Here is a 22607-nt window from a genome sequence, read left to right on the forward strand (position 1 = left end):
AAGCACGGACTTTGACTCGTTGCTCGCGTAAATCACCTTCGGTGATGGCATTTTGGCTTGTATGTCTCGGGATTTTGACATATTCATGTCAAAACACCTCGCGGGACAGTGGCTACTGAATAGTTACCTTCTTTTTCTTATATCTCTTCCTTTTTCTTTCGTGCCAGTTCTTTCATCTCTTTTGCACTTTCCATCGTGTGTTCCGTAATCTGCGCACCACCAAGAATCCTTGCGATCTCTAGCGCTGAATCTTCCTCATTCAACAGACGGATCTGTGTTCTTGTTATCTGATGGTCTGTCTTTTTCGCAATCTCAAAATGCTCATCTGCCATCGCTGCAATCTGCGGAAGATGGGTAATACAGATCACCTGATGATTTCTTCCGATCACTGCCATCTTCTCCGACACTTTCTGCGCCGTTCTTCCGCTGATACCGGTATCGATCTCATCGAAGATCAATGTCTCCGTCTCATCCTTATCCGCAAGAATCGTCTTGATCGCCAGCATAATACGGGAAAGTTCACCGCCGGATACCACTTTCGCCAGCGGTCGCAGCGGTTCTCCGGGATTCGTGGAAATAGTAAAACAGATTTTGTCATTTCCGTTTGTCGTGTAATGCTCTGTCGTTTCAAAATCAATCTCAAATTTCACATCCAGAAAATTCAGATCCTGCAAGCCCTGAATAATCCGGCCTTCCAGCTGTTTCCCATAAACTTTACGCAGTTCGGACAGTTCTTCACAGACAGATGCCAGTTCTGTCTCCGCCTTCTGCATCTCTTTTTCCAGTTTTTCTTTATACTGCTCAAAATGATACAGTCGGTCCAGATCTTTTTGTTTTTCTTCCTGACATGCCAGAATCTCTTCTACCGTAGAACCGTATTTGGCCTTCATGCGGTTAAGCAGATTCAGTCTCTGCTCCGTCTCATAGAATTCTTCTTCTGAAAATGTCATACTTTCCACATAATCACTGACTTCCCGGTTCACATCTGACAGCAGACTTTCCACATCCTGTAACAGACTGGCAATCTGTTGCAGAGATTCATCCACTCCCAGCATCCGGTTTGTCTCCTGTACCGCCCGTCCCACCAGATCCTGTGCACCGTTATCATTTCCCGTATACCCTTTGACGGCTGCCATGGCTTCCAGAATATTTCTGCCCGATGACATTTTTTTATACTGTTTTTCCAGTTCTTCGTCCTCGCCCGGACGAAGCCCGGCTTCCTCTATCTCCTGAAGCTCAAATTCCAGGAAAGAAATCTCCCGTTTTCTGGTTTCCTCATCCAGCTGATAGGAAGTCAGTTCCTTCTTTTTCTGACTCCAGATCTGAAAACGCTCCCGGACTTCCTGTTTTTTCTCCCGGATCTCTTCTTTTCCGTAGGCGTCCAAAATTATTAACTGCTGATCCTGATATAACAGAGACTGATGCTCATGCTGTCCGTGTATATCCAAAAGAAGAGAAGATATCTCCCGGATCTGGGCAGCCGTACATACTTCACCGTTTAACCTGCTGATACTCCGGTTCCCGGTTAGTTTTCTGGATATAATAATCTGCCCTTCTTCCACAGAGATTTCCTTCTCTTTCAACCGTTCCACACATCTTGGATTGTCTACCTGAAAAATCAGTTCCACCAGCGCAGGCTTTTCTTCATCGCGCAGCATCTCTCTGGACATTTTCTGTCCCAGCGCAAGGTTTACGGAACCCATCAGGATGGATTTGCCGGCTCCTGTTTCACCGGTAAGAATATTTAATCCCGGCCCGAATTCTACTTCTGCTTCATCAATGAGAGCCAGGTTTTTTACATGTAAATATGTTAGCATTCTGCTCCTTTTCCCTAACTTTTGTCTATTTTCGGTAACTATCCGGTTATTTCCCTCTGCATAGTTACATTCTGTTACTGAAAATTATATCTATACAATCATTTTTCGAATCTTTTCCATCAGTACCAGACCTTCATCCGCACTTCGTGCCACGCACATCAGTGTATTGTCTCCTGCGATACAGCCCACGATCTCGGGAATCTGCATCTCATCCAGTGCAGCTGCCGCAGCCATCGCCATACCGGATACGGTCTTTACCACCAGAATATTCTGTGCCAGATCCATGGACTGGAACGAAGTACGCAGCACATTGGTATATTTTCTGCTCATTTCCTGATCCACGCTCTGCAGCACCGCATAGCGGGAACCTCCGCCCGGTTTTGATATTTTCGTCAGTTTCAACTCCCGGATATCTCTGGATACTGTAGCCTGAGTAACCTGAAATCCACTTTCATTCAATTTCTCTGCCAGCTCTTCCTGGGTCTCGATGTCATACTGACTGATCAGACGGATGATCTGGGAATGTCTTTCTATCTTCATGATTGTTCGCTCCTAATTATTTCGCATCTTCTTCCGAAGAGTTTCCAGAAAACTAATGTTATTGATCTTGATGATCCGGGTGGCTTTCGTCGACTTCTCAATTCTGATCCGGTCGCCTGTCACCATTGGCATCGCAGCTGCCCCGTCAAAATACGCCATTCCCTTTTCGATGCCGCCTTCTTTTCCTTCTCCCAGTTCTACCTCGATCACATCTTCCGGTGCAAATACTATACTTCTGGTATTCAGGGTATGAGGCGCCAGCGGCGTCATAAGAATCATGGATGCTGCCGGAGATATGATCGGTCCGCCGGCAGACAGACTGTAGCCGGTAGATCCGGTGGGTGTGGAAATAATGATACCATCTGCCTTGTACGTATTCAGATAGGTATCATTGACATAATTATTAAATCGTACCACACGCAACGAGCCTTCTCTGCTGATGACGATATCATTCAGGGCGATATCACTGTTCGCTGCCTGTCCTTCATGAATCAGCGTACCGAACAGCATCATTCTTTTTTCAATCGTAAAACGGTCACTCATCAGCCGATCCAGTGCCGGATAGATGGAATATTGATCGATCTCTGCCAGATAACCCAGAGTACCCATATTGATACCAAACAGCGGGATCTCCAGATCTACCACATCCCGAGCCGCCTGAAGAAGCGTTCCGTCTCCCCCAAGCACGATGATGCACTCTGTCCCCCCGGGAATCCTCTCCGGGTCTGTATAGGAGTAAGACTGTCCTTCTTTTTTCTCACCTGCCGGTAAAATCACACATACCTTCCGATGTTTTTCCAGATAATCCGCAATCTTCCTGGCAACCGCCTGATTTTTCCCTCTTCTGTTTTCCGCTCCGTTTGCTATGATCGTAAATTTATCCATGATATTCTCTTCCTGTTTTCAGCTGCCTCTTCTGTCTCCTACCGTTTCTGTGCCGGATGCGGAGTTGTTGAGGACAGTTCTTTATGTGCTGCCTCCACTATTTCATCAATCTTAAACGGTACTTCTTCGCAGTGTTCTCCTTCCGGAAGTTTCTTCAGGTGAAGCAGATACTCGATATTTCCCTCCGGTCCCTTGATCGGAGAAAATTCCAGATGACACGGTGCAAAAGAGATGCTCTGCGCATAGGCGGTTACCATCTCAATCACTTCCCGGTGAACTGCCGGATCTCTCACCACACCCTTTTTCCCTACTTTTTCTCTTCCTGCTTCGAACTGCGGTTTGATCAGACATACGACTTCTCCGTCTTCGGTCAGAAGATTTCTTACCGGAAGAAGCACTTTGGTCAGAGAGATAAAGGATACATCAATCGAGGTAAACCGGGATAATTCCTGAATGTCTTCCGGCACGACATAGCGGATATTTGTCCGTTCCATGCAGACAACACGTTCATCGTTACGCAGTTTCCAGTCCAGCTGTCCGTGCCCCACATCAATAGAATATACCTTTACCGCACCATTTTGCAGCATACAATCTGTAAATCCTCCGGTAGAAGCACCTACATCCATACATACCTTGTCTTTCAGGGTAACACCAAAATGTGTCATCGCTTTCTCCAGTTTCAGTCCGCCTCTGCTGACATAAGGTAACGTATGGCCTTTTACGGTGATTTCCACAGTGTCTTTAAACATGGAGCCCGCCTTATCTTCTCTCTGTCCATCAACCAGCACATTTCCCGCCATAATAATCGCTTTCGCTTTTTCTCTTGACGGTGCCAGTCCACGGCTGACTACCAGTACATCCAATCGTTCTTTCATTCTTGTATCTCCTGTCTCATTTCTGCATTGTAACTATTCCGGTAATTGCTCAGTACTTTTCTGTTGTTCTTCTTTCCATCGAAGAATTCTCTCTGTCACAGATGCACTGTCCATCTGCTGCTGATGCATCAGATCTTCCACACTTCCATGCGGAACAAATTTGTCTTCGATCGCTACGATCCGAACTGCCGGGCTGTGCAGTCTGCTTCCATAATATGTCATTACCTGTTCCCCGAAACCACCGGACTTTACATTTTCCTCCATAGTCACGATCAGGCTGTGATCCTCCCTCAGTATCTCCAGCAGATCCATATCCAGCGGTTTCACAAACCGCATGTTTACCAGAGTAGGTTCATATCCGCAGTTTCGAAGATTTTCTGTTACCTGTACGGCTGTCCGTACCATATTTCCCACTGCCAGAATAGCAATTTCTTTTCCTTTTTCCAGAATTTCCGCTTTTCCCATCTCGATCGGGGCACGGTAATCTTCCAGACCTGTATAGGCTTCTCCTCTCGGATAACGGATGGCAACCGGACTCTTCTGACGGATGGCAAATTTCAGCATATCAGACAGTTCCCATTTGTTTTTCGGTGCCATGACCGTCATATTCGGCATCATGGACAGATAACTCAGATCAAAGCAGCCGTGATGGGTCTCTCCATCGCTTCCCACCAGACCGGCACGATCCACGGCAAATACAACCGGCAGATTCTGCATACATACATCATGAAGGATCTGATCAACCGCACGCTGCAGGAAAGAAGAATAAATAGCCACCACCGGACGAAGACCACCAAGTGCCAGTCCTGCCGCAAAAGTCACCGCATGCTCTTCTGCTATTCCCACATCGAATAATCGTTCCGGGAACATATTACCAAACCGTTTCAAACCGGTTCCCGGTACCATAGCTGCGGATACGGCTACCACATCCGGTTCCCGATCACCAAATTTTCTCATAACAGTCGAAAAAATATCTGTATAGGATGGATTTCCATTCGATTTTGGAAGTCCGGTTTCTATCTCATAAGGTGCTGCCCCGTGAAATCTGGCCGGATGGCGCATCGCCGGTTCATATCCACGGCCTTTTTCTGTCAGCACATGGATCAGTACCGGACCCTGCTTCCGTTTTGCTTCCTGCAACACTTTTCCCAATTGCCGCATATCGTGTCCATCCACCGGACCAAGATAGGTCAGTCCCATATTTTCAAAAAGCATTCCAGGAATCACCAGCTGTTTGATGCTACTTTTTGTCTTATGAAGTGCATCCACCATGCCATCTCCCACTTTGGGAATCTTTTTCAGAGCGTTGGTTACGCCCATTTTCAACTCAGTATAAGGTGCCGCCATCCGGATATGATCCAGATAGGAAGACATTCCACCCACATTCCGGGTAATGGACATCTCATTATCATTCAGAATAATAATAAAATTCTTCTTTAATTCCGCCGCATTATTCAACGCTTCATACGCCATGCCGCCGGTCAGCGCTCCATCACCGATCACAGAAACAACCTGATAGTTCTCCCCTTTCAGGTCTCTCGCCTGCACCAGCCCCAGTCCTGCAGATATCGAAGTAGAACTGTGCCCGGTATCAAACGCATCACAGTCGCTTTCTTTTCTCTTCGGAAATCCACTTAAGCCACCCGTCTTTCGAAGGGTGGCAAACTGTTCTTTTCTTCCTGTCAGAATCTTATGTGTATAAGCCTGATGACCTACATCCCAGACCAGCTTATCTTCCGGAAAATGTAAAAATCGGTGCAAAGCAATGGTCAGCTCCACCACACCCAGATTCGATGCAAGGTGTCCGCCGGTCTCACTGAGCGACCGGATCAAAAAATCACGGATTTCCTGTGCCAGCTGCTCACATTCCAAAAGAGATAATTGTTTTACATCATTCGCCTCTTTGATCTTTTCCAGTATCATACGCATTCATCCTTTTTAATTTCTCCTGTTCACCAGATATCCTATCAATTCCCGGAGAAATTCATTTTTCTGAGGAAATGTATCCAGAAGTTCCAGTGCTTCCTCTGAAATTCTCTCCACGTCCTTCGCCGCACCCTCAAGTCCGCGAAGTGTCACATAGGTCTGTTTCTGATTCTTTTCATCGCTGTGAATCGGTTTTCCCAGTTCTTCTTCCGTGCTTGTCACATCCAGGATATCGTCCCTGATCTGGAACGCCAGCCCTACCTTACTGCCGATCTGTTCCATCTGCGCGTTCTCTTCCTCTGTTGCTCCTGCCAGAATCGCTCCCACCATCAGAGAAGCCTCAATCAGAGCCGAGGTTTTGTTTTCATATATATAATCCAGCATCTGACGCCCCATGGGTTTTCCTTCGTTGGTCACATCCACGCTCTGTCCCCCGAGCATCCCATACATGCCGGTCTTTCTCGTAAGTAATGCCATGGCTTTTCCAATCGCCGGATTCGCCGGTTCCATGGAAAATGCCGTACTGGCTGTCTCATATGCATAATTCAATAATGCATCTCCGCTTAAGATTCCCAGTGCTTCCCCATATACCGCATGGGTAGTCTTTTTTCCCCGTCGGTACAAATCGTTATCAATTGCCGGGAGATCATCGTGAATCAGAGAAGATGTGTGGATCATCTCCATCGCCGCCTGAAATGGTTCAATGATAGCCGATGTTCCTCCAAACATCCGATATGTCTCTCCCATCAGGATCGGACGCAGCCGTTTTCCACCGGCTTCCATGCTGTAATTCATAGCTTCTGCCAGCTGTGCGGCAAAGCCTTCTTCTTTCGGAAGATACTTTCGAATCATGTCTTCGCATTCCAGTTTCTTTTCCTGCAATTCTTTTTCAAAATTCACTCTGTTCACCAACCTTACGGGATTTTTCATCATTTTGTAATGGTTATCATTTTTTTCTCTACCGTGTCAATCTTACTGTTACACGTTTTCACCAGTTCCATACCTTTCTGATATAAGGCAAAAGAATCTTCCAGCGAAATATCTTTTCCTTCCAGCTTTTCCAGGATCGCATCAAGTTCCTGAAACGCCTCTTCCATGCTTACTGTTTTTCTTGGCATATACTCTGTCTCTTTTCTATTTCTAATACCTGTCAGTGACAGCTATTCACAGTTATCCGGTTCTTTGTCTCTACTGGCATTCCACTCCTCCGAATGCTCTGTTTTTTCTACATTCGACCAGATCACACCATCTTTCACATAAGTTTTCATCCGTTCTCCCACCGTAACCTGATTTACCGAAGAGATCCGGGTTCCGTCCTCATGTTCCATATAGCCGAGTCCCTGCTGCAGTTTTTCGAGTGGAGATACGCCGCGCAACCGTTCCGCATACAGATACAGTCTTGTTTTCTCCATCTGCAGCTTCTTTTCCATCCGCTCGGTAAGTTTCTCTTCCGCCCGCAGCAGATACATCCGTTTCTCCCGAATCTGGTTTTCAGGACTAAGATACGCCAGACGTGCTGCCTTCTCAGTCAGTCTCTGTCTGGTCATCTCCAGTTTGCTGTCCATAGACAGCTCCAGTCTCCGCACATAACCTGCAAGCACTTCCTGCCAGCCGCGATAATCAAAGACAGCAAGTTCCGCTGCCGCCGACGGTGTCGGTGCTCGAAGATCCGCTACATAATCAGCGATCGTCACATCCGTCTCATGACCTACCGCAGAAATGATCGGTGTGGAACAGTTAAAAATCGCCCTTGCCACGATTTCTTCGTTAAATGCCCAAAGATCCTCCATGGATCCTCCTCCACGGCCGACAATGATCACATCCACACCAAGTTGATCCAGCGCTTCGATTCCTTCCACGATGCTTTCTGCCGCATCCTCTCCCTGCACCCTGGCAGGATAGAGAATAATCTGCACATATGGATTCCTCCGGGCTGTTACATTTCGGATATCCTGAATAACCGCACCGGTTGGTGCCGTCACTACACCCAGCGTTTTGATAAATGAAGGGATCGGCTGTTTGTACTCCGGTGCGAACATTCCCATATCTTCCAGTTCTTCTTTTAATGCAAGAAACCGTTCATAAAGAATCCCGGCACCCTCCAGTGTGATCTTCCTCGCATACATCTGGTATTTGCCATCCCGCTCGTATACATCCACGCTGCCTGTTACAACCACCCGGTCGCCATTTTTCATGGCAAATGCCAGTCCTTTTCTCTGTCCCGCAAACATCACACAGGCCAGAGAACCACTGCCATCCTTCAGGGAAAAATAGATATGTCCGGAACTGTGATATTTGCAATTGCTCACCTCACCGCCTACCGAGATCCGGCTCAGCATAAAGTCCTGGGTGAACATATTTTTAATATATCTGTTGACCTGCTCTACCGAATATACGTTACTCATCCGCTTCTTTTGCCAGTTTTCCGAGTACACCGTTGATAAATGCCGGAGCTTCGCTGCCGCCGAACTTTTTCGCCAGTTCTACCGCTTCGTTGATTGCCACTTTTCCGGGTACATCGTCATCATAACGCAGTTCATAGACTGCCAGACGCAGGATAGAAAGTTCTACTTTACCCATGCGGCTGGTTTTCCATCCTTTACTTGCCTCGTTCAGTGCTGCATCGATCTCCGGCAGTTTTTCACGGATCTTTTCATATTTTTCCTGAATATAACTCCGATCTTTTTCCTGAATATCTTCGATTGTTTCCAGATACAGTTGTTTCTGTTCTGCCATCTCCTGATTGTCGTTAAATTCTGTCATAAACAGCAGCTGAAAAATGCTTTCTCTTAATTCTCTTCTTCCCATGGTTTTCTCCTCGTATTCGCCAGTAGTAAAAAAGGGAGCCTTCATCCAGACCCCCTTTCCTTCCGTCCTGCGTTCTATTTTATTTTTCCTCTTCCAGTGCCACACCGGCAATGCTGATGTTTACATCGGAAACTTCCAGACCAGTCATATTTTCAATGGCTGTTTTTACCTTTTCCTGTACTTTTTTACAGGTCTCCGGAATACTGTATCCATATTCCAGATTCAGGTTCAGATTCACGCATACCACGTTCTCCAGAACATCTACTTTCACACCTTTGGACAGGTTTTTCATACCCAGTTTTCCAACCAGTTCGTTGGTAATATTTCCTGCCATAGAAGCTACACCTTCTACTTCGGTAGCTGCCAGGCCTGCGATAATTGCCACAACCTCGTCTGCAATCTGTACTTTTCCAATAGTCTGATCGTCATATATGGTATACGTATCGCGCATATCTTTTTTATTATCTGTCATTTCAAACCCTCCTTATAATCAAGAGTTTCCCCGGCTGTTTTCTGATTTTTCAGTCAGGAACCATTATTTATATCTATTATATCAAAAATTTACATAAAATGAAAGGGGGATTGCCTTAGTTTTTACTGAATTCTTCCAGTTGCAGATTCTCGTTTCGATCAAGTGTCATTCCCACACTCCAGGAGTTTACAAACAGGAGCAGTGGATTGCCTTTCATATCTTTTACTTTCTTCATATCTGAGGTTCCGGTCAGTTTTTCCACATCGATTTCTTCTTTGTTTGCGATCCAGCGAATATGTTCATATGGCAGATTTTCCAGACGGATATCTACGTTGTATTCGTTTTCCAGGCGGTATTTTAACACGTCGAACTGCAGCACACCGACAACTCCGACAATGATCTCTTCCATTCCTCCCATGTATTCCTGGAAGATCTGGATAGCTCCTTCCTGGGCAATCTGGTTGACACCTTTGACGAACTGTTTTCGCTTCATGCTGTCTAACAGACGGACTCTTGCAAAATGTTCCGGTGCAAAAGTCGGAATACCTTCATAGGCAAATTTATTGCCCGGTGTACATACAGTATCTCCGATAGAGAAGATACCCGGGTCAAAGACACCGATGATATCTCCCGCGTATGCTTCTTCCACAATGTGCCGATCCTGTGCCATCATCTGCTGTGGCTGGGACAGACGCATTTTTTTATCGCCCTGCACATGATAAACCTCCATTCCGGCATCAAATTTACCGGAGCAGATACGCATGAATGCGATTCGGTCTCTGTGGGCTTTGTTCATATTGGCCTGAATCTTGAAGACAAATGCAGAGAAATCTTCCGTCATCGGATCGATCACGCCACAGTCTGCCGTTCTTGGCAGCGGTGAAGTGGTCATAGTCAGGAAATGCTGCAGGAAAGTTTCCACACCGAAGTTTGTCAGGGCTGATCCGAAGAATACCGGGGAAAGTTTTCCGCAACTTACAGCTTCCATATCAAATTCCGCACTTGCGCCATCTAAAAGTTCGATTTCATCCATCAGCTGTTCTTTCTGATCCGGATCCATGACCTCATCGATTTTTGCATCGTCAACATCAAGTTCTTCGATATGTCCTTCTTTGGTTCCTTTCATGGTATCGGAGAAGGTCAGAACTTTTCTGGTATCTCTGTCGTAGACACCACGGAATTTTTTTCCTGATCCAATCGGCCAATTGACCGGACAGGTAGGAATACCGAGTTCTTTTTCAATATCATCTAAAAGTTCAAAGGTATCATTGGCATCGCGGTCCATCTTATTGATGAAAGTGAAGATCGGGATGTGGCGCATAGCACAGACTTTGAAAAGTTTTCTGGTCTGCGCCTCCACTCCTTTGGACGCATCGATGACCATCACAGCAGAATCGGCTGCCATCAGGGTTCGATACGTATCTTCAGAGAAGTCCTGATGTCCCGGGGTATCCAGGATATTGATGCAGTAGCCGTCGTAATTGAACTGGAGTACGGAGGAGGTTACTGAGATTCCTCGTTCTTTCTCGATTTCCATCCAGTCGGATACCGCATGACGGGCAGTAGCTTTTCCTTTTACGCTTCCGGCGAGATTGATGGCTCCGCCGTAGAGAAGGAATTTTTCCGTCAGAGTGGTTTTTCCGGCATCAGGGTGAGATATAATGGCGAAGGTTCGTCGTTTTTGAATTTCATTTGTATAATCTGTCACAGGGGATCCTCCATTTTTCGGTTTGAATTGGCATCATATTTTTGCTCATACGGTGAATATTTTAGTATATGAGATTTGTGGATGTCAAGGGGTGATTCCCGTTTTCTTTCATCTTCTATATCTGTTGTTACTGTTCACTCCGTACCCGGTAACACACTTCGCGATATCCCGTCACAGACATTCGTGCAGATTTTTCTGTAATGTAGAAAGCAATTCATCTATGACAATTGGTCTGGATAAGAATCCGTCCATACCGCTTTCCAGTGCTTTCTTTCTGTCCTCATCAAAAGCATTGGCAGTCATGGCAAGAATGGTGATTCCTGCCAGTGCCGGATCTGTCGGCTAACTTCAATGCCATTCATATCCGGCAGACGCCAGTCGATGATATAAGCCTGGAACGCATCTCCCATTTCCATGTACTGTCGTGCACGAAGAACAGCTTCCTTGCCGGAAAGTGTCCATTCCGAACGCATTCCGACCCTCACAAGCATTTTTGTCACACTGTCACAGGTATTGAAGTCATCATCTACAACCAGTACCTTAAAAGAGCGGTGTCATCACAGACTATTGGACGAACAATCTTTTGGATTTGATTTTGCGAAAGGACAATCTTAATGAAGCCTACAAGCAAGTCAAGAAAAACAAAGGAAAAGGTGGAATCGATGGTATGCAGGTGGATGAACTTCTGCCCTTCCTTAGAGAAAAACAAGAATCCTTAATCCAAGAGATAAGGGAAGGAAAATATAAACCTAACCCGGTTCGAAGGGTAGAAATACCTAAGGAAACAAAAGGCGAGTTTCGAAAACTTGGAGTTCCAACTGTTGTAGACAGAGTTATCCAGCAGGCAATAGCACAGGAACTCACAGCAATCTTTGAGAAGCAATTCTCGGAGAATAGTTTTGGTTTCAGACCGAAAAGAGGAGTACACGATGCCCTCAGACAATGCCAAAAGAATGTAAATGATGGCTACGCATATGTGGTGGATATGGACTTGGAAAAGTTCTTTGACACAGTATGCCAAAGTAAACTCATTGAGGTGTTGTCACGAACTATCAAGGATGGCAGAGTAATTTCGCTGATACACAAATATTTAAATGCGGGAGTTATAGCAAATGGGATGTTTGAGCGCACAGAAATAGGAATGCCCCAAGGTGGTCCACTAAGTCCGTTGCTTAGCAACATCATACTAAATGAGTTGGACAAGGAACTAGAACGCAGAGGACATAGATTTGTCCGCCATGCAGATGATTGAATGATTTTTTGCAAAAGCAGAAAAGGATATTGGAGAATGGCGAAAGTCTTAACCCAAATCCTTTCAAACAGAATAATAGCCAAGCTGGAATATACGTCCATGCTTGACTATTATCTAGTAGTTTGTGAAAACTAAGGAACCGCCGTGTACGGAACCGTACGCACGGTGGTGTGAGAGGTCGGCTAATCAACTAATGGTTAGCCTCCTACTCGATTGTTTTTTCTTCCATTTTTTCGTAAGGTTACCCATCAGATGGTTACTGTTACCGAAGCTATAAAAGCAGTAGTATCACCTGCCTGTCCACTTACTACTTTTCTTGCTGCCTTATTACTTCTGATAATGTTGACAGCAGCTTATCAACCTGGATCGGCTTTGCTATATGGCCATTCATGCCGGCTGCAAGAGCCTCTCGTTTATCTTCTTCAAATGCATTTGCCGTCATTGCAATGATCGGTATACATGCCTTATCTCTGTCCGGCAGGCGTCTGATTGCCTGCGTTGCTTTATAACCGTCCATTTTGGGCATCTGGATATCCATAAGGATCATATCATATGTTCTCGCCGGCATCTTCTCTATCCTGTTTACGCACTGGATGCCATCCTCTACACGTTCTGTATGAAAGTCGGCACGCTCAAGTATCGCCGCTGCAATCTCTGAATTCAGGTCATTGTCCTCTGCCAGAAGGATATTCCTTCCTTCAGGGATCGTACTGCCTGTTACGGGTGTCTCAGCATGTTTTTCTACATAATAGCTTTCATCCGCTATCCTGTGTTTCAGTGTTACAGTAAAGGTAGTACCCTTTCCAAGCTCACTCTCCACATGTATTGTCCCGCCAAGCAGATCCACATATTTCTTTACGATCGACATTCCCAGTCCGGTTCCTGCGATTTTACTCTTTGTGGTGTTCTGTTCACGGGTAAATGCATCGAAAATCTTCGTCAGATAATCCTGGCTCATACCGATTCCGGTATCGCTTATCCTGGTACTTACCATCATGTACCCGGGCTCATCACATGCTAATTCGTCTACGTTAATCATAACAGAACCACCGGATGGAGTATATTTTATGGCATTGCTAAGGATGTTGACAAATATTTCTTTAACCTTGGTATCATCTGTCAGTATATGCTTATGCTCTACATGTATCTCAGAATGAAGTGCAATATTCTTTTTCTTTGCTTCATCGTCAAATATCTCGAATAGGGTCTGCCGGACATCTTCAATCCGGCCATAGTTCTCATCAATTTCCATCCTTCCACTCTCAATCCGAGCCATATCCAGCACATTATTTATGATTGCCAGAAGAAGATTTCCGGACTGTTGCAGTTTTTGTAAGTATTTTGAGGCTTCAGGCAGATCCTTTCCTTTCAGTTCATCCCCCATAAGCTGTGCGTAACCCAGAATCGCATTCATAGGAGTACGGATGTCATGTGACATATTGTTAAGGAAACGGGTCTTTGCCAGACTGGCATCCTCTGCTTTTTCCAAAGCGGTCTCCAGTTTGTCATTGAGCTTTTGTGTATTACTTGCCTCAAGCTTTGCGACAGCTTCAGCTTTTCTTGCCCTCCTTAAAAGTACGAGAATAATACCGATTATACCAAGGGCAGTAAAACCTACAGTGACAAAGACTACAAGCAGATTGTCTTTTACAAAATCACAGAAGGTCACCTTATCTGCCGTACTGTCATAGATAGCAAGTGCACTTGTAAGCATGTCAGAAGGCATGGCCTTCAATGTTTTATTCAATATCGATAAAAGGCTCCTTCTCCGCCTCTTACCGCAAAGCATGCCTCCATGGTTCCTGTAAGTGGAATGCTCTTGAAATCTCGATTGCCATCATATAGCAGTGCCTGACTTGCTCCCATGAGGAAACAGTCTGCTTTTTCATGAATGACCATATCTGCTGCATCGTCAAGCGAATCACAATCTACTAACTTCCATTCGGGATAACTGAATGCAAGATGCTGTTTTAAGGCGTATTTTTCCTTTGGCACAGCTACAGTATACGCCTTATTCTCATCAAATTTTTTCTCATCAGTTACTGCCATCAGGCTGTGTTTGTAAGTGCATATCCGTTTTCTTCTGCAAAAAACGGATTCCTGCCGACATAAAAAATCATGTCAATCTCACGATTCAGCAGAGCCTGAATCATTTCTTCATAGTCATCATAATCCTGTATATCGAATTCCAGCGTTTGATTTCCAAGACAGTCTTTCGCATAGGAGACATATTCTGACAGCATACCTGTAAGTTTTCCAGTCTCTTCATCCATGGAAAAGATCGCCGGATCATTGTTCAAAAATCCTATCCGGACGGTTCCATGTTCTTCCAGCCAGAGTTTTTCTTGCCCGTAAGGATCTGATTATAATCAAGGGTAAAATACTTCTTATACAAATCCACCTTAAAAAAGGGACTGTCCTGAACCAACTGGCGCATTGCCCGGTCCAGTTCTGTCTTGATATCGTTTCGTTCTTTATTTATTGCAAAATATATGCCGGATTTGCCAATAGTGGTAACAGATGATATTCCCTGTTCAGACCAGATGGATTCCTCCAAAGATACAAAACATTCAATCTCATGATTCGCTAATTTTTCTTCGACATCGTCATTATTGTACACATTTACATGCTCTGTATGTATATCATTCTTATTCTCCCACTCTGTCAGCATGATTTCCGGCTCTGCACCAAGGAGTACGCCCACACGTTTCCCATCCAGTGACTTGAAATCAGCGGTTCCAACATCCATATTTGACAAATCAGCATAAAGAATATACTTTTCCTCACCCATTGGCTCATCTGAAAAAAGCATCTTCTGTGCACGTTCATCGGTGTATGAGATATCACCTATGACATCAATCTCACCATTTTCAAGTTTATCAAAACAATTGGACCAGTCACATGGCACATGTTCGAATTTCCACCCTGTATAGCCTGCCAGAGCCTGCATGAGCTCATAGCCATATCCTCGTCTGACGCCGTTTGTATCCACATAATCGAAGGTATCCTCAAACGACCCGACACGGATGATCTTCTGCTCGTTTGTCTGTGTGTCTGATTTTTCTGTTTTCTGTTGTGTGGAATCATCCTGCTTCACTGTTTGTGTCTGTTTTTTATCATTATCCGTTTCAGAAGCCCTGCAATGTACCGGCAGTATCATCCACATTTCCAAAAACACGAGTATCCCTATACATAATACGGCTAATTTTTTCCCACTTTTGTACATTGTTCTTTTCTCCACAGCTTACCGGTACATCGTTTTCGAAAGAACTGTCTCATTCACGCGGGATACACTTCTTTATGAAACGATGTGCCGGATTATTATATAGACATTATGTTTCTTACCTCTCCAAAAGAAAAAGCACTGCCTGTTCAGACAATGCCCCTTAAACGTTGCAACTGGCTGTCATTTTACAGACCCTATAGCTTCGCGTCTCAGTCTTTCAACTGATTTGCCGACGAATCTTTCTATTGTAAATCTTCTCTGTCTTTATTTTCTCTGCACATATTGTTATTATATATCGTTTTATTATTTTCAGTAACGGGACACGCTTATTTTTACAGATATTTTTGTCCCGGTCAAAAGGAGGCAAAAGAAAAATGACGATACTGTACAGTCTGCTTTCTCTGCACAGTATCGTCATTTTCACGGTTACGATGACTACTGAATAGTACAGTGTTTCATAAATAACTATACCATACTTATTTAATTATCTTCAGTTCATACTCTCTTGTTCCAAGACCAATTTTTTCTGCCTGATCCAGTGTTGCTTTCCACTCGATATTCGGATTGGAATCTTTGAAATGATCGTGATGGCAGTGCCATCCTTCCTCTGCCAGATGTTCTCCCAGCTGGCTGTTTGCAATCGGTGTAGCTTTCAGACAGGCATCTGCACACGCCTGATCCAGTGCTACCGGGTCAAAACTTGCAAACATTCCGATATCCGGAAGAATCGGCGCATCGTTTTCTCCATGACAGTCACAGTTCGGGCTGATATCCTGTACCAGTGCGATATGGAAATGCGGACGTCCATGACAGACTGCCTGTGCGTACTCAGCCATTTTACGGTCAAGAAGTTCGTTTGCACTGCTGTTTGGATTATATACCGCGTCAAAACTGCAGGCTCCGATACATCGTCCGCAGCCTTTACACTTATCGTAATCAATCACTGCTTTTTTATTGACATATGTAATCGCATCACTGCCGCATTCCTTTGCACAGCGGTGGCAGCCACGACAGATTTCCTCATTGATCGCCGGTTTTCCGCTTGCATGCTGCTGCATCTTTCCCGCACGGCTTCCACAGCCCATACCAATGTTTTTGATAGCTCCGCCGAATCCGGTCGCTTCATGTCCTTTAAAATGACTCAGACTGATGAAGATATCTGCATCCATGATCGCATGTCCGATCAATGCAGTCTTACAGTACTCTCCATTCACAACAGGAACTTCCACTTCATCTGTTCCACGCAGTCCGTCACCGATGATAATCTGACATCCGGTTGTAGTCGTGTTGAATCCGTTGAGATTTGCACAGTCCAGATGCTCCAGTGCGTTCTTTCTGCTTCCCGGATACAGAGTATTGCAGTCTGTCAAAAACGGCATTCCTCCCTGTTCTTTACACAGATCAGCAATAACTTTCGCATAGTTCGGGCGAAGAAAAGCCAGGTTCCCCAGTTCTCCAAAATGCATCTTGATTGCTACAAATTTTCCATCCATATCGATATCTTTGATACCTGCTGCGACACAGAGTTTTTTCAGCTTGACCAGCTGGCTGGTTCCTACCGGACATCGAAAATCTGTAAAATAAACAGTAGATTTCTCCATAGTTCATTTACCTCCTGTATAAGTTCTTTTTCATAAATAATAACATCTCAAGTATACTTGATGTCAAGTAATTCTCAGGTTTTTCGTGAAACTTATCTCTCATTCATCAGAGGGATTCTTTCTTCTTTCTGATGCTTTCTGCTTGCATTTCCATATTTTTCTCTGCACAGCAGTATTGCTGACACACTGAAAGCACCGGAACGCTCCGAAAAAGTACAGGACAGACTAAAATATTCCTTTACAATCTGTGCACCATAATATATTCTTCCTCTTTATCCTCCACAATTTCAAATCCGAGTTTTTCATACATCCGTGCGGCGTAGTTTGCTTTCTGCACCGACAGAGATACCTGCGGATAGCCCTGTTGTTTTAATGCGGTAAGCATCTGCTGCATCAGCGCTGTTCCGATTCCACATCGTCTGAACTCCTCAAGAACCGAAATTGCAAGCGAAGGCGTATCCTCATTCACATGCCCATAATCATCCATGATCCGGCACCAGACCGCCCCTGCTATTTTCCCAGATATTTCCGCCACATAGCAGATATCATCTTTCTTTTCCCCAAAATCTGCAACATACACCTGCAACTCAGGTTCTTTGATGATCTCTTTCGGCGGTGCTTTGGTTCCTTCGGGGATAAAAATTGCTTCATACAGAAACTCGTCTAATATATGTATTTCTTCCTGACGTAATTTTCTTATCCGATATGAAATATTCTTCATTTTCCTCACCTCCTCTATGACATCACTGTTTTGTATAGAAATCTTCTACTTCTATACTCTGATTTTCATCATAACATATGATCTGCAATTCCGGCAACTAACATATATATAATAATCTCTCCGAAAAATCCTCACACATGGATTCTTTCTTCTGGTATACTAAAAGGCAAAGAACGTAATGGAAAATGCAGAAGATACGGTAAAAGAAGTGGCAGATACCGTCACATTCACAAATAGTGAGGACGGAATCGCCATGCATTAAAGGAGGATTATCAGGTATGAAAGTAGTAATCGCCATCGATTCATTTAAAGGAAGCATCAGTTCTCCGGATGCCGGAGCTGCCATCCGTGAAGGGATCCACCGGGTATTCCCGGATGCAGAAGTTTTTGTCCGCCCTCTGGCTGACGGCGGAGAAGGTACGGTGGAAGCTCTCGCAATCGGTATGCACGGCCGGATCCGTACAGTAACCGTCACCGGTCCGCTGGGTACACCTGTAGAGGCAGTTTATGGAATCCTTGATGATTCAAAGACCGCCATCATCGAAATGTCCGCCGCTGCGGGAATCACTCTGGTAGACGAACCGAATCGAAATCCGTTATATACAACCACCTACGGCGTAGGTGAACTGATCCGCGACGCTATCATCAACGGATGCCGGAACTTCATCGTTGGTATCGGAGGAAGTGCCACAAACGACGGCGGCATCGGTATGCTTCAGGCTCTCGGATATGAATTTCGGGATAACAACGGACAGCCAGTTCCCTTCGGAGCCAACGGTCTGTCAAAGATTGCAACAATCCACGACACACATGTTCTCCCGGACCTCAAAGATTGTCACTTTAAAATCGCCTGCGATGTAACCAACCCTCTTTGTGGTCCCCAGGGCTGCAGCGCCATCTTCGGGCCGCAAAAAGGAGCCACTCCGGACATGATCCGCCAGATGGATCAATGGCTTACCACCTACGCCAACATCACCCGTGAAAAATACCCGAATGCCGACCCTGACCACCCTGGCACCGGAGCCGCCGGTGGACTCGGTTTCGCTTTCCTTTCCTACACAAATGCCATCCTCCAGTCCGGCATCCAGATCATCCTGGAAGAAACCAGACTGGAATCCTGGATCAAAGATGCTGACATCGTGATCACCGGTGAAGGCCGCCTCGATGGCCAGACCATCATGGGAAAAGCCCCCATCGGTGTCGCCGCCATCGCAAAAAAATACAACAAAACAGTCCTTGCTTTCTCCGGCTGCACCACCCCTGAAGCCAGCCTCTGCAACCAGCACGGCATTGACGCCTTCTTCCCCATCCTCCACACCATAACCACCCTGGAAGAAGCCATGACCCCGGAAACCACCCGCCAAAACCTGACCGACACCACCGAACAGGTCTTCCGCCTGATCCAGGCAGTACAGATACACTAAATTACTCTCCTGCACATTCCAGCCATATCCATAATTGACTTAATCCACTGGATCAATTATGAATATACAATACAGCAAAACCGAGGCTGAGATCCCTCTTCTCCCCTCGGTTTTATCTATATAATAATACTATGTTCCATTTATATGATATGATGTTTGGTTCAAAAGGTATTCTGCCCCCTTTGATACCGTATTGTTCCGTACTTCGTACTTTCACAATCCTCATAGCATAATATAATGCAGTTTTCAGCAGTTCTCCTTTCAGAACCTCCTACTTCAAAATCCTCTCGTTCATCTTTCAAGTTCTCAGCCATCATCCAGCCCGAAAACAGACCGCGCTGTCTGCAGCAACACTTTGTGGGCGTTTAGGGGAAGCTTTGAAATCCAGCCCTTACGTAGACTTAGGCTCGAGCGCTCTCGCGAGAGTCTTAGTCGAAGTTAGGGATTAGTTCAAGGTTCCCCTGCCCACGTTGCCGCAGACAGCGCGGTCTGTTTTCGGGCGTCCGTCTTAAACACCTTTTCTATATGGCATGTTCCCCCAGCTTACTCAGCCCAGGTCCCATCCACAAAAATATCCACTTCACTGCCATCTTCCCGGATCCCCACAATATGCAGATCATCTGATCCAACCATAAAGTCCATATGGATCATAGAATCATTAATCCCTTTCGCATAGATCTCCTCATCCGTCATATCCATAAATCCTTCAATAACCTCAGAAAATCCACGTCCGGCAGCCACATGACAGCATGCATTTTCATCAAACAAAGTGTTGTAGAACATCAGACCGGACTGATTGATCGGAGACTCCTTCGGAACCAGTGCCACTTCACCAAGCATGGAAGCACCCTCATCCATCGCAAACATTTTCTTCAGGACTTCTTCCCCCTGATCAGCGTGGCAGTCAACCACTCTTCCGTCTTTAAAATCAACCGTAAAATGATTGATGACCTGTCCGGAACGGCTTAATGGTTTGGTAGAAACCAGACGTCCTTCACCTTTTCCCTTCATCGGGCTTGTGAAAACTTCCTCCGTCGGCATGTTCGGAACAAAGAAAGCCCGATTCAGATGATTGATATCTCCTGCACTGCCCCATTTTGCTCCCGGAATCAGATCCACACGAAAATCCGTACCGTTGCTGCTTGTATAATGCAGTGTTTTAAAATTCTGTTCATTTAACCAATTTGCTTTCTGCGTCATCCGTTCATTATGTGCCTGCCAGATCTTTTCCCCATCCTCACCATCTTTCAAATATACGCAGTCAAAGATCGCATCCCACAGTTTTTCCACTGCCACATCCTCTGTATCATCCGGAAATACTTTTTTCGCCCATTTTTCAGAAGCTGCTGCCACGATCAGCCACTGATGTTTACCATCGATCTGATCACGGTATTTTTTCATGACTTTCTGACGCATCTGGCTGACGGTAGAGATCAGATCCGGGGAGATTCCTGCCAGTTCATCCGGGTCAGAAGAATCAATAAAGATACGAACCGGCAGATCCACGGTCATCTGTTTCGCCCGCTCCTCTTCCCATACCGGTACTTCACCGAGTACATCAGCTGCCGCATACTGATAATGCAGTTTGTTGATTTCTCCGCACTCCCAAAACATCTCTACATAACTTGCACCTGCTTTGTAACACTCTTCAGTCACCATCTTTACCAGCGGAATCTGATCCACACCTGCCTGCAGACGGACGCGCTGTCCTTTCTGTACATTGGCTCCGATCTTTACGATCAGTTTCGCATATTCTCTTAATTTGTTCTCGTTCATACTACCTTCTCCAGTCATTTTCTCATATTCTGTCATCGGCTGTCACTCATCTGCGACACCCACAGTTACTTATGAGTATACCCGCTTTTTGTACGGGATGCAAGCACGGTCTTTCTCCTGTGCAGTCACACGAAAAACGCCTCACGGATATTACCAGCGAACGGTAACACACGCGGTAATCAATTGCTTCTTGTAACTTCCTGCCCCATATACTATAATACGATGTGATCGGATTGCTTCATTGCTACGCAATTCCCGCAATCCTTGAATACCGAAGACACAATTTCGCACAGGAGGACGCACATGGAATATCTGGATATCGTAGATGAACAAGGACAACCGACCGGGGAAATCGTTTCCCGCACCCTTGCACACACGAAAGGAATCCGCCATCGAACAGCTCATATCTGGATCGTTCGCAGGAAAAACGAACATTTTCAGGTTCTGATGCAAAAACGCGCAATGAGCAAAGATTCTTTTCCCGGAAAATACGATACGTCTTCCGCCGGTCATATTCAGGCAGGCGATGAACCACTTGCATCCGGCCTGCGGGAACTTGCGGAAGAGCTGGGCATCCACGCCAAACCGGAGGATCTGGAATTTGCCGGATGCATCCACGGAAATTTTGCAGAAGAATTTCATGGAAAAATCTTCCGGGACAACGAAATTGCCTTTGTCTATATCTATCAGCAGCCTGTCGATATCGAGACACTCGTCCTGCAAAAAGAGGAGGTGGAATCGGTGCGGTGGTTTGATCTGGAAGAAACATACCAGAACTGTCGAAACCGTAACACGCAGTTTTGTGCCCCTGTCCCGGGACTCGAAGTTGTACGGCAATACCTGTACGGTTGAAATACACACATGCTTATCCTACCTCCAGTCACTTTCTGCTTCGTCCAGTTTCTCCAATAATGTCTCGTTAAGAATCTTGAAAGCCGGAATAAAGCTGTCACGTATCAGTATGATCATTTCATTCACTTCATCTTCATTCCATATATGGACAGATGTATTACGCCTTTTTAACATAAGCAGCCATACTTCTGCATCGTTAATAAATCCAACTTTATAACCAAGCTGCAGAATTTCACGGGGAGATCCTGTAGAAGCTCCCTCCACACTGTGCATTCTCATAATTTCCTGCAACGCTTTCCATGCAAGTTTTACATAAATTTTTCATTACTGCGCATGCGTATTTTACACAGTTTTTTTATAATCATGACAGTAAAAGAAAACAATATGAATAAAATCAAACACAGAAATGAGGGATCGTTATGTATAAAACCGTATGGAATTTTATGAACCATCATGTAAAAAGCTCACATGTTTCAGCAATGTTTCTCGCAGCGCTGCTGGCGGGATGGACACTGATCGGACTGCTTACCGGTTCTGTTGTCTGCCTGATCAGCGCCATTTCCCTTTCTACCAAAACAGTTGTCCTCTTTTGTTCTGCGGGTTACACAGGTCTGATTTTCGGATTCTTTGGAGGTATCTTCTATCTGTATCAAAAAACTTCGCCTCACAAAGAATCCTCTATAAATGCACCATTACCACTCGGAACCCAAAAGGCAGCTTAAGC

The 22607-nt window shown here is 45.3% G+C and carries 26 protein-coding genes and 1 riboswitch; of the genes, 5 read left to right on the forward strand and 21 right to left on the reverse strand.

Going from position 1 to position 22607, the window contains the following annotated elements:
* Window positions 1-137: 137 nt before the first annotated feature.
* From recN to FYJ57_RS16035, 13 genes are all read right to left on the reverse strand, one after another.
* Window positions 138-1817 (reverse strand): DNA repair protein RecN, encoded by a 1680-nt coding sequence (gene recN, locus FYJ57_RS05315; RefSeq protein ID WP_154431871.1) that lies wholly within the window; start codon window positions 1815-1817, stop codon window positions 138-140.
* A gap of 90 nt (window positions 1818-1907) precedes the next feature.
* Window positions 1908-2357: an arginine repressor gene (gene argR / locus FYJ57_RS05320; RefSeq protein ID WP_154431872.1), complete on the reverse strand. Its 450-nt coding sequence runs from the start codon at window positions 2355-2357 to the stop codon at window positions 1908-1910.
* 12 nt (window positions 2358-2369) lie between these two features.
* Window positions 2370-3242, reverse strand: a complete 873-nt coding sequence (locus FYJ57_RS05325; RefSeq protein WP_154431874.1) for an NAD(+)/NADH kinase — start codon at window positions 3240-3242, stop codon at window positions 2370-2372.
* A gap of 38 nt (window positions 3243-3280) precedes the next feature.
* Window positions 3281-4117: a TlyA family RNA methyltransferase gene (locus FYJ57_RS05330; RefSeq protein WP_154431876.1), complete on the reverse strand. Its 837-nt coding sequence runs from the start codon at window positions 4115-4117 to the stop codon at window positions 3281-3283.
* 33 nt (window positions 4118-4150) lie between these two features.
* Window positions 4151-6040 carry a 1-deoxy-D-xylulose-5-phosphate synthase gene (dxs, locus tag FYJ57_RS05335; RefSeq protein ID WP_154431878.1) on the reverse strand — a complete coding sequence of 630 codons (1890 nt, stop codon included), beginning with the start codon at window positions 6038-6040 and terminating at the stop codon, window positions 4151-4153.
* 15 nt (window positions 6041-6055) lie between these two features.
* Entirely contained in the window at window positions 6056-6943 is an 888-nt protein-coding gene (locus FYJ57_RS05340) for a polyprenyl synthetase family protein (RefSeq protein ID WP_321070328.1), read from the reverse strand.
* A gap of 29 nt (window positions 6944-6972) precedes the next feature.
* On the reverse strand, window positions 6973-7161 hold the full coding sequence (xseB, locus tag FYJ57_RS05345) for an exodeoxyribonuclease VII small subunit (RefSeq protein WP_022173035.1): 189 nt from the start codon (window positions 7159-7161) through the stop codon (window positions 6973-6975).
* Between the two features lie 42 nt (window positions 7162-7203).
* Window positions 7204-8448, reverse strand: coding sequence for an exodeoxyribonuclease VII large subunit (gene xseA, locus FYJ57_RS05350; RefSeq protein WP_118567682.1), 1245 nt, complete (start codon window positions 8446-8448; stop codon window positions 7204-7206).
* Window positions 8441-8851: a transcription antitermination factor NusB gene (gene nusB / locus FYJ57_RS05355; protein WP_154431880.1), complete on the reverse strand. Its 411-nt coding sequence runs from the start codon at window positions 8849-8851 to the stop codon at window positions 8441-8443. Before nusB ends, xseA begins: the two co-directional genes overlap by 8 nt.
* Before the next feature lie 79 nt (window positions 8852-8930).
* On the reverse strand, window positions 8931-9323 hold the full coding sequence (locus tag FYJ57_RS05360) for an Asp23/Gls24 family envelope stress response protein (RefSeq protein ID WP_022173038.1): 393 nt from the start codon (window positions 9321-9323) through the stop codon (window positions 8931-8933).
* A gap of 115 nt (window positions 9324-9438) precedes the next feature.
* Window positions 9439-11031: a peptide chain release factor 3 gene (locus FYJ57_RS05365; RefSeq protein WP_022173039.1), complete on the reverse strand. Its 1593-nt coding sequence runs from the start codon at window positions 11029-11031 to the stop codon at window positions 9439-9441.
* Window positions 11032-11202: 171 nt separating this feature from the next.
* A complete protein-coding gene (locus FYJ57_RS16030; RefSeq protein ID WP_331466632.1) occupies window positions 11203-11334 on the reverse strand; it encodes a response regulator in 132 nt (43 codons plus the stop codon).
* Window positions 11331-11522 (reverse strand): hypothetical protein, encoded by a 192-nt coding sequence (locus FYJ57_RS16035; protein WP_331466634.1) that lies wholly within the window; start codon window positions 11520-11522, stop codon window positions 11331-11333. The genes FYJ57_RS16030 and FYJ57_RS16035 overlap by 4 nt, the downstream gene beginning before the upstream one ends.
* 92 nt (window positions 11523-11614) lie before the next feature.
* Between FYJ57_RS16035 and FYJ57_RS05375 the strand changes: the two genes are divergently transcribed.
* Window positions 11615-12283 carry a reverse transcriptase domain-containing protein gene (locus FYJ57_RS05375; protein WP_331466633.1) on the forward strand — a complete coding sequence of 223 codons (669 nt, stop codon included), beginning with the start codon at window positions 11615-11617 and terminating at the stop codon, window positions 12281-12283.
* 307 nt (window positions 12284-12590) lie between these two features.
* On the opposite strand, the gene FYJ57_RS15330 is transcribed toward FYJ57_RS05375, so the two are convergent.
* The 6 genes from FYJ57_RS15330 to FYJ57_RS05390 form a co-directional block, all read right to left on the reverse strand.
* Window positions 12591-14030 carry an ATP-binding response regulator gene (locus FYJ57_RS15330; protein WP_235904427.1) on the reverse strand — a complete coding sequence of 480 codons (1440 nt, stop codon included), beginning with the start codon at window positions 14028-14030 and terminating at the stop codon, window positions 12591-12593.
* On the reverse strand, window positions 14027-14332 hold the full coding sequence (locus tag FYJ57_RS15335; RefSeq protein ID WP_235904429.1) for a type 2 periplasmic-binding domain-containing protein: 306 nt from the start codon (window positions 14330-14332) through the stop codon (window positions 14027-14029). Before FYJ57_RS15335 ends, FYJ57_RS15330 begins: the two co-directional genes overlap by 4 nt.
* Window positions 14332-14556, reverse strand: a complete 225-nt coding sequence (locus tag FYJ57_RS15340) for a type 2 periplasmic-binding domain-containing protein (protein ID WP_235904430.1) — start codon at window positions 14554-14556, stop codon at window positions 14332-14334. Before FYJ57_RS15340 ends, FYJ57_RS15335 begins: the two co-directional genes overlap by 1 nt.
* 32 nt (window positions 14557-14588) lie before the next feature.
* Complete coding sequence (locus tag FYJ57_RS15345; RefSeq protein ID WP_235904444.1) at window positions 14589-15449, reverse strand: substrate-binding periplasmic protein; 861 nt, start codon at window positions 15447-15449, stop codon at window positions 14589-14591.
* A 225-nt stretch (window positions 15450-15674) separates the two neighbouring features.
* Window positions 15675-15750, reverse strand: a riboswitch (cyclic di-GMP riboswitch).
* Between the two features lie 235 nt (window positions 15751-15985).
* Window positions 15986-17110, reverse strand: coding sequence for a DUF362 domain-containing protein (locus tag FYJ57_RS05385; RefSeq protein WP_118574220.1), 1125 nt, complete (start codon window positions 17108-17110; stop codon window positions 15986-15988).
* Between the two features lie 238 nt (window positions 17111-17348).
* Entirely contained in the window at window positions 17349-17822 is a 474-nt protein-coding gene (locus tag FYJ57_RS05390; RefSeq protein WP_328597437.1) for a GNAT family N-acetyltransferase, read from the reverse strand.
* A gap of 187 nt (window positions 17823-18009) precedes the next feature.
* Here FYJ57_RS05390 and FYJ57_RS16515 point away from each other — a divergent pair, with 187 nt between their 5' ends.
* Window positions 18010-18093 carry an HAD hydrolase family protein gene (locus FYJ57_RS16515; RefSeq protein ID WP_117523398.1) on the forward strand — a complete coding sequence of 28 codons (84 nt, stop codon included), beginning with the start codon at window positions 18010-18012 and terminating at the stop codon, window positions 18091-18093.
* 16 nt (window positions 18094-18109) lie between these two features.
* Entirely contained in the window at window positions 18110-19255 is a 1146-nt protein-coding gene (locus FYJ57_RS05400) for a glycerate kinase family protein (RefSeq protein ID WP_154431884.1), read from the forward strand.
* Between the two features lie 543 nt (window positions 19256-19798).
* Here FYJ57_RS05400 and FYJ57_RS05405 read toward each other — a convergent pair.
* Window positions 19799-21031, reverse strand: a complete 1233-nt coding sequence (locus FYJ57_RS05405; RefSeq protein ID WP_154431886.1) for an aminopeptidase — start codon at window positions 21029-21031, stop codon at window positions 19799-19801.
* Between the two features lie 303 nt (window positions 21032-21334).
* Here FYJ57_RS05405 and FYJ57_RS05410 point away from each other — a divergent pair, with 303 nt between their 5' ends.
* On the forward strand, window positions 21335-21883 hold the full coding sequence (locus FYJ57_RS05410; protein WP_154431887.1) for an NUDIX hydrolase: 549 nt from the start codon (window positions 21335-21337) through the stop codon (window positions 21881-21883).
* A gap of 18 nt (window positions 21884-21901) precedes the next feature.
* Here FYJ57_RS05410 and FYJ57_RS05415 read toward each other — a convergent pair whose 3' ends face one another.
* Window positions 21902-22201, reverse strand: a complete 300-nt coding sequence (locus FYJ57_RS05415) for an HI0074 family nucleotidyltransferase substrate-binding subunit (RefSeq protein ID WP_328597438.1) — start codon at window positions 22199-22201, stop codon at window positions 21902-21904.
* Window positions 22202-22302: 101 nt separating this feature from the next.
* Here FYJ57_RS05415 and FYJ57_RS05420 point away from each other — a divergent pair, with 101 nt between their 5' ends.
* Window positions 22303-22605 (forward strand): hypothetical protein, encoded by a 303-nt coding sequence (locus tag FYJ57_RS05420; RefSeq protein WP_154431891.1) that lies wholly within the window; start codon window positions 22303-22305, stop codon window positions 22603-22605.
* The last annotated feature ends 2 nt before the right edge of the window (window positions 22606-22607 follow it).

It is taken from the genome of Oliverpabstia intestinalis (assembly GCF_009696065.1).
Classification (GTDB): Bacteria; Bacillota; Clostridia; order Lachnospirales; family Lachnospiraceae; genus Oliverpabstia; species Oliverpabstia intestinalis.